Consider the following 16,248-nt stretch of genomic DNA (forward strand, 5'->3'; position numbering starts at 1 on the left):
GTCAGACCGCTCGGACTTCGGCGAGCCGCTTGACTGCGTACTCGTCGTCCCAGCAGACGGCGGCTTCCCACGCGGCCGACGCTTGCGCGGCGATGTCGTACGCGCCGTCGTCGAGTCCGGCGGCGTTGCCGGGCAGCACGAGATCGAGATCGGGGACGTCGACGTGCGCCTCGTCCCAGTCGATCAGCGCGACCTGATTCGCGGTCATGCGGACGTTGCGAGGGTTGGGGTCGCCGTGCACGACGCACGTCTGACGTCCGGTGAGCCGCGCCCATGCTGCCCGGCATCGGGCAACGCCCTCCGGGGGCATGGCGCCGAGGTCGACCTTCGTCCCGGTCTCGGCGTGCAGGAGGTCGGTCGACGATCGCCAGCCTGGGCGCTGCGGCCAGCCCCGCGTCAACCGATGCAGCTCGCGCAGCGTGCCGGCCACGCGGCGCCAGTCGGCCTTCGTCTCGGGTGGTCCGCCGTCCAGGTAGGTCATCACGACCAGGCCGTCGGCGAACAGCCGGCCGTCCGTGGTCGGGATCGGCACCGGCACGGTCAGACCCGCACGGTCGAGGTGTCGGATGAGCCCGGTCTCCCACGCGAGATCGGCGTCGCTCCTGGCACCGAGACGGCCGACCGCGAGCTGCCCGTCGACGCGCACGCTCCACACGTCGTTGGCGACTCCGCCGGCGAGCGGCTCGATGCGAGCGACGTCGTCACCCCACTGCCCGAGCGCCTCCCACCCCACCGGCCAGATATTACGGGGTCGCCTCCCATTGGTTCAGCAGGCGTCGGCCGGGCAATGATGGGGTCATCTCGGCGTAAGGAGCTGACTGATGCAATACCGCACCCTGGGCGGCACGGGCACGATCGTGTCGACGCTATGTCTGGGCACGATGACGTTCGGCAACGAAAGCAGCGAGGAGGTGTCACACGCCCAGCTCGATCGCTTCGTCGAGGCCGGCGGCAACTTCATCGACACCGCCAACGTCTACTCGCGTGGCGTCTCCGAGGAAGTCATCGGCCGCTGGCTCGCGGCCAGGTCCGGCGTACGGGACCAGCTCGTCATCGCCACCAAGGGCCGCTTCCCCATGGGCGACGACCCGAACTCGGCCGGACTGACCCGCGTGAATCTGGCCCGCGCGCTCGACGCGAGCCTGAGCCGCCTCGGCCTCGAGACGATCGACCTCTATCAGGCGCACGCCTGGGACCCGCTGACCCCGATCGAGGAGACGCTCGCGTTCTTCGACGACGCCGTTCGCGCCGGCAAGATCCGGTACGTCGGCGTCAGCAACTTCCTCGGCTGGCAACTGCAGAAGGCGGCGATGATCACCCAGTTCCGCGGGCTCGCCCCGATCGTCACCCTGCAGCCGCAGTACAACCTGCTCGTACGCGAGATCGAGTTCGAGCTCGTCGACGTGTGCCGCAACGAGAACATCGGCATCCTGCCCTGGTCGCCGCTGGGCGGCGGCTGGCTCACCGGCAAATACGTACGCGACAGCGAGCCCACCGGCGCCACCCGCCTCGGCGAGGACCCGGGCCGCGGCATGGAGGCCTACGGCCCGCGCAACTCCGACACCCGCACCTGGCACATCCTCGATGCCGTCCGCGGCGTCGCCGAGGAGCGCGGCGTGTCGATGTCGCAGGTGTCGCTCGCTTGGCTCGCCGACCGGCCGGCCGTCACCTCGGTGATCCTCGGCGCACGCACCGTCGAGCAGCTCGAGGACAACCTCGGCGCCGCAGGCCTGCACCTGTCGGAGAAGGAGACCGAGCTGCTCACCGAGGCCAGCACCCCGGTGACCGGCGAATACCCGTACGGCCCGCAAGGCATCGCCCAGCGCGGCCGCAAGATCTGAGAACGCGCTGAGCCGGCCCCAGGGCCGGCTCAGCGACGGGCGGCCCTCGATCGCAGCCCGATGGTCATCGCGACGGCACGCTCGCCCAGGCCCCGAACATCGGCGGGCCCAGCACACAGCCGTCGGCGGCGAGCGTCTCGGCCAGCAGCCGGTCGGCCAGTGTCGGCGGATCGACGTCGGCGCGGCTGGCGACGCCGTGCAGCTCCATCAGCGGCACCGTCGCCGAGATCACGTTGGCCCAGGCCCACGCCGGCGCGTCCGCCCCGCCCGCGGCGAACAGCTCGACCAGCAGCTCCGGCTCCGGCAGGCCGGCGAACCGGAACAGGGTGAACAACGTCAGCCCCAGCCGGCATTCGATGCCGGCCTTCTCCAGCGCGGCCAGGAAGTAACCGTGCACCTCCGCCCAGCGCGGGGTCAGCGGGCCGGCCGGCAGGTAGGCCAGATCGGCCTCGTGGACGCAGATCAGCCCGCCGGGTCGCAGCCGCGACGCGGCCCGGCGCAGCGCGGCGACCGGGTCGGACAGATACATCAGAACCAGCCGGCCGATCACCGCGTCGAAGCCCTGTTCGATCCCGTCCAGCGTCTGCACGTCGCCGACCCGGTACTCGACGTTCGGCGCGCCGGTCCGCCGCCGGGCCAGCTCGACGGCCGCCGGGTCGCGTTCCACGCCGACCACCGCGCCGTGCGGACCGACCAGCTCGGCGGCCAGCCGCGCCACGTTGCCCGCCCCGCTTCCCAGATCGAGCACACGCATGCCCGCCGCCAGCCCGGCCCGCTCGAGCAGTCGTCGCGTGAGCGGATCGAACACCTGTCCCTGAGCGACGAGTCGCTGGTCCTCGGCAACCCGGTCCGCGAACGGGTAAGTCATCGCCACCACCTTCTTCTCCCGGTTCTGTTCTTGTAGGAACCCGGTTCTGTTCTTGTAGGAACAGGGTGGCGGCGGCCGTCGTGGTGTGTCGTTGGGTCAGCGCGCAGACGCGTTCACAACGCGTGCGAACCTGCGGTACTCCCCCGGCGGCAGGCCATGCGCGGCGCGGAAGGCCCGGCTGAAGTCGGCGGCGCTGGCGAAGCCACAGCGGGCCGCGATCGCGGCCACCGGGTGGGCGGCGAGGCTCGGATCGGTCAGGTCGCGGCGGCACCGCTCCAGCCGTCGCGACCGGATCCAGCCGGCCACGGTCAGCCCCTCGTCGTGGAAGAGCTGGTGCAGCGACCGCAGCGACATGTGGTGGTACGCGGCCACTCCGGCCGGGGACAGTTGCGGGTCGCTGAGGTGTTGCTGGATGAAGCCCTGAACGGTGACCAGCAGGGCGTGCCGGCGGTCCTCGGGCGTGCCCCAGTCGTCGACCTCCAGTTCCCGGGCCAGCCGGGTGGCGAGGATCTCGAGAGCGGCGGCGGACAACCGGGCAGCCTCCGTCGGGCTGTAGTCCTCGACGTTGCCGGCCAGTTGGAGCAGGAACTGGGCGGTCAGGTCGCCCATCCCCGCGGTGGCCGGGATACGCACCGCGCTGAGATGTTTGCGACCGCTCGGCGACAGCGGCAACAAGGACGGCGGGAACATGAATGTCATGACCCGGGTCGGTCGTTCGTCGACACCGCAGGAGACCTCGTACGGCCGGCGAGTGTCGTAGAACGCGAACTCCCCGACGGACAACCGCGCCTGCCGGCCACCCTGATCGACCACTGAGGCGCCGCCGGCACAGACGAGGAAGAGCTTCAGCATGTTGGGATCGGCGTGCGAAATCATCGCGGTGGTGCGGCGGACCGTGATCGGCATGATGTCCAGCACCACGACCTGCATCGGACCGAGGCCGCTGGCCCGGAATTCTCCGCGATAGTCGGTCGGGCACCGGCCGCGGCACTCCATCGGCACCCACATCGTGGCCGACATGTCCCGGATGAAATCGAAGCGGTCTGCCGGAGGTATGTCAGCGGTGGTGACAAGCGTGCTCATGGCTCCTCCACCCAGGGAGAGGGCTATGACGATACGCCGATGTGTCGCTCTGACCGGACGTCTACCGGACACCTACCGGCCGGAGCGGCGGCGGCACGCGCGCTTGTGTCGATATGGTCACCGCCATGACCGATGCCGACCCCACGGTTGGACTTCCTGCACGAGCACGACTTCACGCTCTTCCAACGGTTTCCCGTGCTGGAGAAGTCCGACGGCGAGCACCGATTCCCGGAGGGTAACCCGCGTGTCCCGCTCTTATATTCGCTACGAGCGACACGGCCCACCGATTAGCCGGCGTCAGAGCACGAAGCCGGCCGTCGTGCAGCTGCACGGCGCGCTGCCTCAGCGATAGAGCGATGCCAGGAGCTCTATCGCGTCCGGGATGTCAGGTGTGGGGATCGCGCCGAATCCGAGGACGATGCCGGCCTGGGGTGGGCTGTGCTGGTAGGTCCGCCGCAGGGAGGAGAGCTGGAGTCCGTGCCGCGTCGACCGTACGTTCAGCTCTTTGTCGTCCGGTGTGTCCGGGGTTTGCAGCGTCATGTGGAGCCCGGCCTGGCTGGGCAGAGGTGTGAAGCCGGAATCGGACAGCGATGCCACTGCCGCGCGGACGGTGCGGTAACGGTCGGCGTAGACCTTGCGGGCGCGACGCAGGTGGCGGTCGAGGTGCCCTTCCTCGATGAAGGCGCGGAGCGTGTGCGTGGTCACCGGGGGCGGGCCGGCGTCGACGGCCTGCCGGATCGCGGTGATCGCCGGGACGAGGCCGGGCGGGACGACCGCGAACCCTACGCGCAGCGCCGGGCTGAGCATTTTGCTGAAGGTGCCGACGTAGATCACCACTCCGTCGCGGTCGAGCCGGTGCAGTGGCTCCAGTGGACGGTTCTGGTAGCGGAACTCGCTGTCGTAGTCGTCCTCGATGACGGCGGCGCCGCGGCGGGCGGCCCAGCGCAGCAGTGCGATCCGGCGTTGCCGGCTGAGGACGACGCCGAGCGGATATTGGTGCGAGGGCGTCACGTGGACCAGCCGCGCCGCGGCGGGCAGCGCGTCCACGACCAAGCCGTGCTCGTCCACCGGGACGCCCACCACCTCGATGCCGAGGAAGCGCAACAGGCTGGTGATCGGGGGATAGCCGGGTTCCTCGACGGCGGCCACGTCGCCGGGGCGTAGCAGGACGCGGGCCATGACGTCGGTCGCGTGTGAGGCGCCGTGGGTGACCACGATCTGATCCGCCGTGGTGGCGATCCCGCGGGACCGGGCGAGCCAGTGGGTGAGCGTGCGGCGCAGCTCGATGCTGCCGGCGGGGTCGCCGTAGTACCCGAAGTCCCGGGCGAGCCTGGTCAGGGCCCGGTTCGTGCAGCGTCGCCAGTCGGCGAGGGGGAACAGCCGGGTCTCGACTCGTCCCGCGGTGAGGTCGTAGCGCGGGTGCGATTCCAGGCCGACGCCGTACCGCCGGACCGCGGCGGCCTGGGCGGTGGGTGCCAGCGCGGTCGGGGCCTCGGACAGATCGGGTGGGGATGAGGCGTGGCCAACGACGATGCTGCCACCGCCGCGGCGGCCCTCGACGTATCCCTCGGCGGTCAGCCGGGCATAGGCGTCCGTGACGGTGGAGCGCGCGATGGCGAGCCCTTGGGCGACGCCGCGGGAGGGTTGCAGGCGGCCGCCGGGCGGCAGTCGCCCGTCGGTGATCGCCTCTCTGATCTGGTCGTACAGCTGCGTGCTCAGGCTGCGCTGATCGTCGTTGTCGAGAAACAGTTCCATGGGCGGTCCGGTTGTCCGGGGGAGTTTGGTCTGCTCGCCATAGCAAAGTTTGGACCTGTTGAGGCTACCAAGTCGTCCGTAGCGTCGGAGCCGTGCAGCCGAGTAGCAGTCTGATTTGTGTGAGCTCGTCAGGACCTCGCCGCGTCCACGAGATGGTTGTGGCCCTCGACTACGGACAGTTCAGCCTTCGCGGCGCCTCTTCCCCGGAGACCGACTACATGCGGCTGCTGGAGGACGCGATGGCGGGTGCGCACATCGCCAGCGATACCTACAGCATCGTGGTGCTGTCGCCCCACCAGAACAACTTCGCGATGCCACTGCGCATCGAGGAATGGGGCCATCGGCCGCCGGAGGACGACGCCGAGTGGGAGGAAGTCTTCGAAAGCAGCCTCCTGGTACGGGGTGGCGTCGTGCGCTATGACAGCCCCGCGCTGCACGGCACGACATGCGAAGTGGCCGACGGCAAGTACGCCGTTCGTGTCTCCGGTCGGGGCTTCGTCAGCCTGGGGTGGCCGGGCTCGACCACTCCGGGCGACCAGTGGCGGATCCAGCTGTGGCCGTACGCCGAGGACGCTCCCGACCGCCGGATCAAGCAGTGGCATCCGCCCGAGGGCTCGTCATGATCAGCGCAGATCGCGCCGGCGGGCGTTCGCGGGGCGTCCGGCTGTTGTTGATGTCGATCGTCCTGGCATCGCTGATCGCGCCGGGCCTGGCCGTGCCGGCGACCGCAGCGCCGTCCGCCCCGACCGTGGCCGACCCCGCGGGTGTACGGCGATCCGATGGTCCTCGACAGCAGCCGATGGACGTGCCGGCCGGATGCGCCTCGCGGTCCCAGCAGGTCACGTTGCCGAGCGGCCGGACGACCACGATCGAACGCGGCTGTGCACAGGTCGATACCTCGCGGATCGGTCAGGCGCCCACCCGCCGGGCGGACGCGGCCGGCACCGCATCGGCCGCCGCCGAAATCCCGTCGATCTGTCCGGCGAGGCTCACGAACGACGTCTCGTACACCCGTTTGGCGGTCTGCGTATACATCCCACTCACCTTCGTGGAGCGGGTTCAGGTGGGCCCGGAAGTCCACCTGATTCAGATCCGCTTCGACGCGGAGGTGTGGGCGTTCCTCGACCCGCAAGCACGCACGTGGAACGTGCACGCGATCATCACGCCGACCAGTATCACGGGTCTTTCCCCGGGTGAATTCATGGTGGCGACCGCATCGCTCGCCTGCACCGACTCGGACTGTGCCACGGTGCCCATCATTCCGCCGGACGGCGTCCTCGGCACGATCAGCCCGAATGTGCCGATGGCTGCCTCTTTTTTCGTCTCCGACACCGCGACCGCGGCGACCACCTACCTGAACACTCCGCTCTTTATCGACTTCCGGTACATGGACCTGCCCTGCAACATCGCGCCCTGCGTGCCGGCGCGCGTCAACCTCGGTCCGGGACATCCCATCCGATGCGACAGCGTGAATCTTCAGCAGGGCTACGAAAAGGGCTGCGTCTACTCTCCCTACCGGCCCACCTGGGCGGTCAGCGACGCCCTTTATCCGAAGGTCGGCCTCGTGGCCAAGCACATGGCGAAGGCCACCGGAAACCTGGCCGGTCAACCGGGTCTGCCGGGGCTACCGGGCTACAACACGCCGTTGACATATACCGCGAACGAAGCCGAAAACCGCAGGGTGGCATGCGGCGGCAAGACAGCGCCGCCGGATGAGGCCCGTCTCGGCAATACGAGCTGCGATGAGTACCCACTCGCGGCCACGACGCAAGGAGCGGCCTCCGGCGATCCCTACAGCATCTGCTGGGTGCCGCCGGAAGCGAACAGCTCGCAAGGCGGCCAGTTCAGCACGTTCCGGTTCCGCAATCGCATCCTCGAAGCTGACGATTTCTTCGTGAGCGCCCACTACGCGGGAGACAATCCCGGGTGTAACGACGACGAGGGCGGCGGCGGCACGCCCGCCACTCCGAACAATGCCCTGAACAGCATGTTCAACTCGTACGGTGATTCCGCGAGCTGTGCCGAGTGGAGTGGCGGAGACGCGACGAACTCGGTGGTCCTACCGGACGGGGAACGGGCATGGTTCTTCTCCGACACGTACCTGAACTCGCCGGGGGAACGCAAGGGACTGTGGCACGCGAGCGCGTTGCACAACTCGATCGTCGTACAGGATGGAAATGGGCTCAAAAAGACCATCACCGGGGGGAACACCTGTCAGGAGCACAACCAGTTCGTGAGCTTCTGGGATCGGTACGCGAAAACACCGGCAGCGGCGAGCGACGGTGGGTTCTTCTGGACCGGCGACCAGAAAGTGGTCGGGTCCAACGTGGTGAAGTTCTACTACCACGGGCTTTCGAATGGGAGCAGTTTCGTCATCGACTATTCGGCGGTGGCCACGATCCCGGTCAGTTCGTTGCAGAACGACTCCGTCGTCACCGTCAACCCGGCGCGGTTCTCCTGCGGCTCGGCCGGGATCACATGGGGCACCGCATTGCTGACCTGGAACGGCGCCCAGTACGTCTACGGCTGGAAGCCCTCGGGGACGGGCAGTGACCGTGTCTACCTGGCCAAGACGTCGGCCGGCGGTCTGACCAGTCCCGGTTCGTGGCAGCTGTACACCGGGATGAGCGGCGGCAATCCGACCTGGGGTGGTTGCGGAAGCACTCCGGCCGCGCTGCCGATCACCAACGGCACCACCGGTTTCAGCGTCGTGTCGGTGAACGACAGCCTGTGGCTCGTTCAGTTCGACTACACGAGGGGGCAGCTCAATGCGGAGGGCACGATCGGCGCCCATCCCGCGACGACGCCGTGGGGATTCGGCAACCGCAGCGTCGCCCTGTACGAGCCGCCGACCGGATTCGTCGCTTACCCGTACTACTACCAGCAGTACGAGGCGCGCGTGCAGCCCGGTCTCGGTGGCGCCGGCAAGATCGTGATCTCGTACAACGTGAACACCTTCTCGGTCGACACCGGCTGCGTCAGCGCGAACGCCCACGACGCACGGATCTACCGGCCCCGGTTCATCGACGTCCCATCGGCGGCGTTCAATCCGGCGGCCGCGGCCGCCGCGGCGGCACCCGCCGGGTGGGCCTCGACAACCATGTCGAGCAACTCGCTTGCCGGCTACGGCATTCACCGCAGCGGACCGCCCTTCCCCACGGACAACCCACCGCAGGCCAAGCCATCACGTGCAACGGCGGCCGCGACCGGGATCGACGGCTCCAGCGACTGGTACTACCTGACGCTCGGCGACGATTGCCCGGTGTTCGGCGGTCTGCTCAGGGCGCCGGCCGCGACGGTCGACTCGCACGGCATAGTCGCGGCCACCTGGGACAACGGGGGTACGGACGTGTGGTACTACGTCTGGATGTGCGACGCGACGCTGCATCCGTGCTCGCCCCAAGGAACCGGCTCCCCGTGGTTCACGCCGTGGCCGGCCGGGGAAGAGGGCCTGTGGACCATCGCTCCTGCCGGCTACCTCGACCCGATCGACCTCACCACGTCACCCGAGGCCGACACCAACGGTCACCGGTTCGCCTTCTACGTGCAGTCGTTCGGAGCGGCCAACGCGGCCGGCGGCGGCAATTCACCGACCACCACGATCACCGTCAGAAAGTAGTGGCCGCACTACGACCCGTCGATTATGGCCCGGCATGCCGGGTTGAGGCGGGTCACAGCCGCCGGACCTGCCGAAGCCCAAGTGATATCGTGATATCAGGTACGCGTTCGGAGGTGCCCTCGTGCCCAATATCCTCATACGCGATCTGAGCCAGGAAGCCGTCGACCGCATCGATGCCGCGGCCGCGAACCTCGGCCTGTCGCGCAACGAGTACTTGCGTCGCAAGTTCGAGGAGGGCACCAGCCCCACCGGTGAGCGGGTCGTCACCGAAGAGGATTGGCAACGATCCGCGGAGGTTTTCGCCGACCTGGCCGACCCCACGGTGATGGACGCCGCATGGCGGTGACGGCCTGGCTGATCGACAAGTCCGCGTATGTGCGCCTCCAACTCGACCAAGCGGCGAACCGCGACGAGTGGAGCGCGCGCATCAGTCGCGGGCTGGTCCGGCTCTCCACGATCACCCGGCTCGAGCTCGGCTACTCTGCGCGCTCCGGAGACACAGGTCGCCGGCAGTTCGCTCGCCCGCCGCTGTCCTTCATGCCGATCGAGTACTTGACACCCGCTATCGAGGACAGGGCATTCCAGGTACAGATGCTCCTGGCAGACCGCGGCCAGCACCGCGCCCCGTCAATTCCCGACCTACTGATCGCGGCGACGGCAGAGAAGGCAGCGTTGACCGTCCTCGCCGTCGACAAGGACTTCGACCTCATCGCCACGATCACGGGGCAGCCCGTCCAAATCCTGGACGGCTGAGCCGTGATCAGCCGCCCATGGCATCGCCCAGCTCAGAGCTCATGCTCTCAACGCCGGACCGGCAACAGAAGAGCCGCCTGTCAGACCTGACAGGCGGTTCGGATGCTACTGACTCGTGGGCGATACTGGGATCGAACCAGTGACCTCTTCCGTGTCAAAACTGCCCGGTCACCCACGCTGACCTGCCGAAACGTCGTTCCGGCAGGTCAGCGTTTTGGTATGCGCACCCGTTGCCAGCCGTTCAGCACCGTTCACGCCCGTTCGATGCACCCACCAGGTGGGCCCGGGTGGCAGCCGGTTCGGGGAGCAGCCGCGACCCCCACTGCGCCGTTCGGCAGCAATCATCGTCTCCCGCTCCCCACATCCGCCTGCCACGCAGCCACTACCAGGACAAACGAGGCCGATCCGGGAGCACGCCGGCCATCCCTCCCGACGTCCCGGACGCGGCGCGGAGTTCAAGGATGACATGCATCCGGCTCAGGGCGGGGGCGAGCTGAAGATCGACGTGTAGGTCGGTGAGGTCCGCGGTCGAGTGAACGCCGTTGACAAACCCGGACGTGGTGGAACCTCCTCAGCCGGCAGTTCGCCGAGACGTTGGCAGCAGTGGTCCACGCGAATCCACCGGGACAGACGCCGGCGCGCTCGCGCGTGTGTTCGTAGGGGCCGGTGCCGACACGCAGTTACCGTTACGGACGATTTACCGTGGGTAGCTGGTTAGATAGGGTTTCTGTCCGTGGAGCCACCCTTCTGGGCACCGGAAGCCATTGACGTCAGCCGCGCGAACTCGGCGCGCATCTACGACTACCACCTCGGCGGCCGGCACAACTTCGAGGTCGACCGGAAGGTGGCCGAGCAGATCACGCGGATTATGCCGGAGCTGCCGGTCATCATGCGGGCCAATCGGGCGTTCATGCGCCGCGCCGTGCGCTTTCTCGTCGGCGCCGGGATCCGGCAGTTCCTGGACCTGGGCTCGGGCATTCCCACGGTCGGCAACGTGCACGAGATCGTCCAGGCCGCCGCACCCGAGTCCAAGGTCGTCTACATCGACACCGACCCCGTTGCCGTCGCGCACTGCCGAGCGTTGCTGGCCGGCAACGACAACGCCCAGGGCTTCTCGGCCGACCTGCGCGACGTCTCGGAGATCCTGGCGATGCCCGAGGTGAACGATCTGATCGACTTCACCGTGCCGGTCGCGATATTGCTGGTCGCCGTCCTCCATTTCATCCCGGACAGCGACGATCCGGCCGCGATCGTCGCCAGCTACCGCGACGCCGTCGTGCCGGGCAGCTACATGGTCATCTCACACGCCGCGGACTCGGAGGACGGGAGCGCACCCGCCGGTGCCGACGCCGCCACGGCCGCGTACTCGAAGCGCGTCGCCGAGGCGACACTGCGGACCCGGGATCAGGTCGCCGCGCTGTGCGCCGGCATGGAACTGCTCGATCCGGGCGTGGTCTACGTCAACCAGTGGCGGCCGGATCCGCAGGACACCGAGGAGGCCGACCCGTCCAGGCGCGTCGCGCAAATCGCCGCGGTCGCCCGCAAACCGAGTCTGTCGCTCGAGGGCTAGCGCCCGCCGTCCCGGAACGCCGGTCGAGCCCGAGGGAGGCCCATGCGTGGCAACGCCGCCGCCGATCCGGGCCCGGCTGCTTGGGCGAGCCCGGCGGAGCGCCTGCGACGGCTGGCGCCGGCCGGCCTGCCGATGCCGTGGGAGGAGGTCGTCCGGCTCGGCACCGAACTGGGCCGCGCGCTCGAACGGTGGCACAAACAGAAGGGCCTCCACGCGGCGGTATGCCCGGACACGATCATCGTCGAACGCGGCCCCGGCAACCAGGTGCACCGCGCCTACCTGATCGGGGTGGACGCGGCGCCGGTCGGATACGTCCACTACGCGGCTCCGGAGCAGACCGCGCGGTTCTGGCGCGACGTGGACGGGCGGACCGATCTGTACGCGCTAGGTGTGCTGCTGTTCGAGCTGGCCACCGCAGCGCCGCCGATCCCCGCGGAGAGCCCGGCACAGCGCACGCATCGCCAGCTGACCGCCGAGGTGGTGCGGCCGGCCACGCTGTCGCCGGGGCTGCCGCCGGTGCTGGAGGACATCATCGGTCAACTGCTCGCCGTCGCGCCGGAGGATCGTTACCAGACTGCGCGCGGCGCCGCCATGGATCTGCGCCGGTGCCGGGACGAGCTGACCGTCGCCCCGGGCTCCGCCGGCCGGTCGCCGCGGCAGTTCACGCTCGGCCGATGGGACACGCCGGACCGCCTGGTGACCAGCGGCCGCATATACGGCCGCCGCGACCGGCTGGCCCGGGTCACCGGTGTGTACAAACGGGTCGCCGCCGGCAACGGGGCGGCCGCGGTCAGCATCACCGGCGATGAAGGGCTGGGCAAGACGGCGCTGCTCGGACACGTCACCGACGGGTTCATCCGCGACGGCGGATGTGCGGCCCGGACGGCGGCCGGCCCGGGGGACGCGCCGTTCCCGACGCTGACCCGGCTGCTCGACGATCTGGCCGACCAGCTGCTCATGCAGGCGGACGGACGGCCGGAGCGGTGGCGCGTACCGCTGCGCGACGCGCTCGGCCCGGCAGCCGGCACGCTGCTGACGCTGGTACCCGCGTTCGGGTCGCTGCTGCACGAGGCCGCGCCCGCGGAGCAGGGACCAACCGCGGCCGAGCACGCGGAGCAGGGTGCAAACGCGCGGCATCGGCTGCGGCTGGCCGTCGGGCGGCTCCTCGCGGCGGTCGCCGATCAGGAAGGGGCGCTGGTCCTGGCCCTGGATGACGCGCACCGCGCCGACCCGGCGAGCCTGCATCTGCTGGCCGAGGTGTTCCACGAGTTGCACGACGAGCCGCTCCTGCTGCTGCTGGCGTACACGCCCCGTGAGGTCAACGAATCGCACCCGGTCGCGGCACTGCTGCGCGGGCTGGTCGGCGATGTGCAGGCGGTGACGGTGCCGCTGCGCCCGCTGCCCGACGCGGCGCTGGCCGAGCTGCTGGCCGACCTCCTGAACGCCGAACTGCGCCAGGCCACACAGCTGGCTCGCGTCGTCGCCGCGAAGGTCGGGTCCAATCCGATGGTGGTGGTCGAGGTCCTGCGCCAGCTCCACGATCGGCGGCGGCTGGTGTTCGACACCAAAGGCGGGGCGTGGCAGTGGAGCGCCGCGCAGGTTGAGGCGGCGAGCGAGCACGCCCCGGCGGCGGCCCCGCAGCCCGGGCTGGCGCGGTATGGCGCCGAGGTGCACCGGCTGCTGCGAGCCGCATCGATGAGCGTGGCGGTGCCGGCCGGCCTCCTGCCGGCCGTGACCGACCGATCCGCCGCGGACGTGCACGGCCGGCTTCGTGACCCGCTGCGTGACGGGCTGCTCGTTCCGGACGGCTCGGGCGGGTACCGGTGGGCCCACGAGACGATCCGGCAGCAGTTCCACGCCACCCTCACCGACGAGGAGACCGCGCTGGTACGGGCGGCGATCGTCCGGGCGGTACTCGACGATCCCGCGGTCGTCCCCGAGCTGGCGATCACCCAGCTCGCCGGCGCGGACCCGTACATCGCCGGCGACCGGCGCGCCCGGGTGGCGGAGCTCCGGCTTGCGGCGGGCCGGCGGGCCTACCGGGTCGGCGCGATCACCGCCGCCCGCGACCATCTCGGCGCGGCGGTCGACTCCCTGGCGCCGGACGCCTGGGCGCACCGGCCGGAACTGGCCTATGCGGTGCATTTCGCGGCGGCCGAGGCGATGCGCGACGCCGGTGCGGGCGAGGCGGCCGAGTCCATGACGGAACTCGCGGCCCGGTACGCCGCCGATGATCTGGACCGGGTGCGGCTCTGGGCCCTGCGCACGCGATGGCGGCGGATCGACGGCGACCGGGCGGCGGCCTTCGCCGCGGCCGCGGAGGCGCTGGGCATGCTCGGCATCACGGTGCCGCGCGACCAGCCCGGCATCGACGCCGCGCTGGCCGGCGCCGTCGCATCGCTGCGCCCCCGGCTGGGGGACGGCGCGGTCGACACCATGGTGGACGCCGAGGCGCCGCCGTCGTGGAGCGAGCAACTGGCGCTAGACATCATCGCCGACGCGCTGACCCTGGACGCGATGGGCGAGAACCCGGCGGCCCTACTGGCCGCGACGGGGGTGCGGCTCGTCCTCGGTACGACCGATGCCCCTCGCTCCGCGCGCCCGATCGCGGTGAGCCCCGCCGCGGCCGTCGTGTTCGCCTGTTACGCCGCCGCCCTTGCCGACCGGGCCGGCGGTGGATCGGCCGGGCAGGCGGAGCAGGAGGCACTCGACGAGCGGACGGCCGCGCGGGCCGCTCGCGTGGCGCTCCAGATGTCACCGAAGGTGGCCGCCCGGGTCGAGCCCGTCGTCGCGTACGTCCGGCCATTGTGGATGGCGAGCGCGACAGCGGCGTCCGAGGCCTTGAGGCGCGCCTTCCTGACTGCGGCGGAGGACGGCGACGTGCCGGAGAGTCTCCACAACCGGGTGCTCCACGTCGCGTACCGCTTGGTCACCGCCGGCGTCCCCCTCGACCTGCTCGCCGCCGAACTGGAGGGCTCACGGCTCGCCGTCGAGCGGTACGCGACCGGTGCCGTCGGCCGGCTGCACGGGATCCTTACCGGGGCGGTGGACCGGTTGCGCGGGCAGCCAGACCCGGCCGCAGCGGTCACACCGGCCAGCGGGCGCGCGACGGAAGCGCGAACGGGCGGTGCCGTGCACGTCTCGACCGCGACCCTCGCCGTGGAGATCGCCACCGCCGCCATCGAGGGTGATCACGAGCGGGCGATCGACGCCGGCGGCGCACTGGCCCGCAACCCCGGCGCACGCAACAGCCTGCTGGTCGCGGTGGCCGGCTTCTACCGCGCCCTGGCGCACGCCACCCGGTGCGACGTGGCCGTGCCGGGCGACCGAACCGAGGCCGTCGCGGCGTTGGCCGCCGCGCAGGCGATGCTCGCCCCGGCCGGCGGGGCGGGCCTCGCCGCCATGGTACTGCTGCTCTCCGCGGAGCAGGCCCGCCTCAGCGACGATCCGGCCCAGGCCGTCTCCGCCTACCAGCAGGCCGTTGAGGCGGCCCGCGAACGGGGCGAGACCGGGCTCGAGGCGCTGGCCGCCGAGCGTGCCGGCCTCCAGGCGCTGAGCCGCCAGGATCTCGACGGCGCGGTGGCGTACCTCCGCCTTGCCCGCAGCCGGTACGACGACTGGCGGGCCGGTGCGAAGGTGGCGCATCTGGACGAGGCTCTCGACCAGGCGACCACGCAAGCGCCGCGCCTGTTGGACCAGCTCGACCTCCTCGCCGTCGTCAACGCGTGCCGCAGCATCTGCGCCGAGTCACGCCTCGAGCCGCTCGTGGCCACAGTGCTGCGACTGCTCGTCGAGCACGGCCGCGCGGACCACGGCGCGTTGCTGTTGCCGGGTCAGTCGGGCCTATGGCTCGCGGCCGTCGCCGACACCGATCACACACAGGTGTCGGTCGTATCGGCGCCGGGCGAGCCGATGGCCGAGTACCTTCCGCTCACCGTGATCCGGTCGGCCCGGCGCAGCGGCCGCCCGGTTCGCGAGACCATCGACAGCCTGCCGGCCGAGCTGGCCGACGACCCGTACCTGCTCGGTCACCGGCCTCACGCGCTGCTGTGCGTGCCGATCGTCCGCGACGGTGACATCGTGGCGGTCGTCTACCTGGATCGCCGGCAACCCGCGGCGTTCGAGCACCGAGCCATCGAACTGCTCGACGTGCTCTGCACCCAGGCGGCGATCGCCCTGCAGAACGCGACCACCCAGGCCCGCCTCATGGAGGCGGACCGCTTCCTCGACGCGACGTTCAACGAGCTTCCGGCGGCCCTGATCCTGCTCGGCCCCGAACTGACCGTGCGACGCGCCTCCCCCTCGGCCGAAGACGTGACGGGCCTGCCGGTACGGCCGGGCGCACCCCTGCTGGACCTGCTCGACGTGCTCGCGCCGGTGGACGCCGACAGCACGCCGTTCCGGGCCGAGTCGGGCCTCGCCGCACTGGGCCACGGCACCGCCCCGATCCGCCGCGACATCACGATCATCGCGTCGACCGGGGAGCGCCGGGTGCTCAGCACGACCACGATCCCGGTGCGCGACGAGGGCGGTGTGCTCCTCGGCGCGACCATGATGATCGACCGTGTGGCCTGAGCGTGTACCGTTCGCAAACTCGGCGAGAAACATGCGTAGCCAGATTCGCCGTCGGCGCGGTGAGGCGCCGGTGCCCTACGTGGGGTACACGGCGCCTCCCGTGCATCGGTTGAGCGGGCCCGTCGTGGTGGTGGGTCCTGCCACCCGAAGCAGGACCCCGGTCCGTTATGCCCGGTTGACGGCG

At 70.3% G+C, this 16,248-nt stretch carries 12 protein-coding genes; 7 read left to right on the forward strand and 5 right to left on the reverse strand.

Features of this window, described 5'->3' with window-relative positions:
• Position 1 precedes the first annotated feature (1 nt).
• Complete coding sequence (locus tag ACIA5D_RS26685; RefSeq protein ID WP_396032933.1) at positions 2 to 733, reverse strand: phosphotransferase; 732 nt, start codon at positions 731 to 733, stop codon at positions 2 to 4.
• A gap of 88 nt (positions 734 to 821) precedes the next feature.
• On the opposite strand from ACIA5D_RS26685, the gene ACIA5D_RS26690 reads away from it, so the two are divergent.
• Positions 822 to 1,841 carry an aldo/keto reductase gene (locus ACIA5D_RS26690; protein ID WP_396032934.1) on the forward strand — a complete coding sequence of 340 codons (1,020 nt, stop codon included), beginning with the start codon at positions 822 to 824 and terminating at the stop codon, positions 1,839 to 1,841.
• A gap of 64 nt (positions 1,842 to 1,905) precedes the next feature.
• Here ACIA5D_RS26690 and ACIA5D_RS26695 read toward each other — a convergent pair whose 3' ends face one another.
• The 3 genes from ACIA5D_RS26695 to ACIA5D_RS26705 form a co-directional block, all read right to left on the reverse strand.
• Positions 1,906 to 2,709 (reverse strand): class I SAM-dependent methyltransferase, encoded by an 804-nt coding sequence (locus ACIA5D_RS26695; protein WP_396032936.1) that lies wholly within the window; start codon positions 2,707 to 2,709, stop codon positions 1,906 to 1,908.
• A gap of 96 nt (positions 2,710 to 2,805) precedes the next feature.
• Entirely contained in the window at positions 2,806 to 3,792 is a 987-nt protein-coding gene (locus ACIA5D_RS26700; RefSeq protein WP_396032937.1) for a helix-turn-helix domain-containing protein, read from the reverse strand.
• A 342-nt stretch (positions 3,793 to 4,134) separates the two neighbouring features.
• The gene (locus ACIA5D_RS26705; protein WP_396032938.1) at positions 4,135 to 5,547 is read right to left on the reverse strand and encodes a PLP-dependent aminotransferase family protein; all 1,413 of its coding nucleotides are present in this window, start codon (positions 5,545 to 5,547) and stop codon (positions 4,135 to 4,137) included.
• 158 nt (positions 5,548 to 5,705) lie between these two features.
• Here ACIA5D_RS26705 and ACIA5D_RS26710 point away from each other — a divergent pair, with 158 nt between their 5' ends.
• Positions 5,706 to 6,170: a hypothetical protein gene (locus ACIA5D_RS26710; protein WP_396032939.1), complete on the forward strand. Its 465-nt coding sequence runs from the start codon at positions 5,706 to 5,708 to the stop codon at positions 6,168 to 6,170.
• A gap of 286 nt (positions 6,171 to 6,456) precedes the next feature.
• Here the strand turns inward: ACIA5D_RS26710 and ACIA5D_RS26715 are convergent, their stop codons facing one another.
• Positions 6,457 to 6,582, reverse strand: a complete 126-nt coding sequence (locus ACIA5D_RS26715; RefSeq protein ID WP_396032940.1) for a hypothetical protein — start codon at positions 6,580 to 6,582, stop codon at positions 6,457 to 6,459.
• A 13-nt stretch (positions 6,583 to 6,595) separates the two neighbouring features.
• Here ACIA5D_RS26715 and ACIA5D_RS26720 point away from each other — a divergent pair, with 13 nt between their 5' ends.
• The 5 genes from ACIA5D_RS26720 (at position 6,596) to ACIA5D_RS26740 (ending at position 16,064) form a co-directional block, all read left to right on the forward strand.
• Entirely contained in the window at positions 6,596 to 9,166 is a 2,571-nt protein-coding gene (locus ACIA5D_RS26720; protein ID WP_396032941.1) for a NucA/NucB deoxyribonuclease domain-containing protein, read from the forward strand.
• Between the two features lie 121 nt (positions 9,167 to 9,287).
• The gene (locus tag ACIA5D_RS26725; RefSeq protein WP_396032942.1) at positions 9,288 to 9,512 is read left to right on the forward strand and encodes a hypothetical protein; all 225 of its coding nucleotides are present in this window, start codon (positions 9,288 to 9,290) and stop codon (positions 9,510 to 9,512) included.
• Entirely contained in the window at positions 9,503 to 9,919 is a 417-nt protein-coding gene (locus tag ACIA5D_RS26730) for a PIN domain nuclease (RefSeq protein WP_396032943.1), read from the forward strand. Before ACIA5D_RS26725 ends, ACIA5D_RS26730 begins: the two co-directional genes overlap by 10 nt.
• Before the next feature lie 733 nt (positions 9,920 to 10,652).
• Positions 10,653 to 11,489, forward strand: a complete 837-nt coding sequence (locus ACIA5D_RS26735; protein ID WP_396032944.1) for an SAM-dependent methyltransferase — start codon at positions 10,653 to 10,655, stop codon at positions 11,487 to 11,489.
• Positions 11,490 to 11,531: 42 nt separating this feature from the next.
• On the forward strand, positions 11,532 to 16,064 hold the full coding sequence (locus ACIA5D_RS26740) for an AAA family ATPase (protein WP_396032945.1): 4,533 nt from the start codon (positions 11,532 to 11,534) through the stop codon (positions 16,062 to 16,064).
• Positions 16,065 to 16,248 lie beyond the last annotated feature (184 nt).

Origin of the sequence: Actinoplanes sp. NPDC051513 (genome assembly GCF_044454685.1) — a bacterium.
Lineage (GTDB): Bacteria > Actinomycetota > Actinomycetes > Mycobacteriales > Micromonosporaceae > Actinoplanes.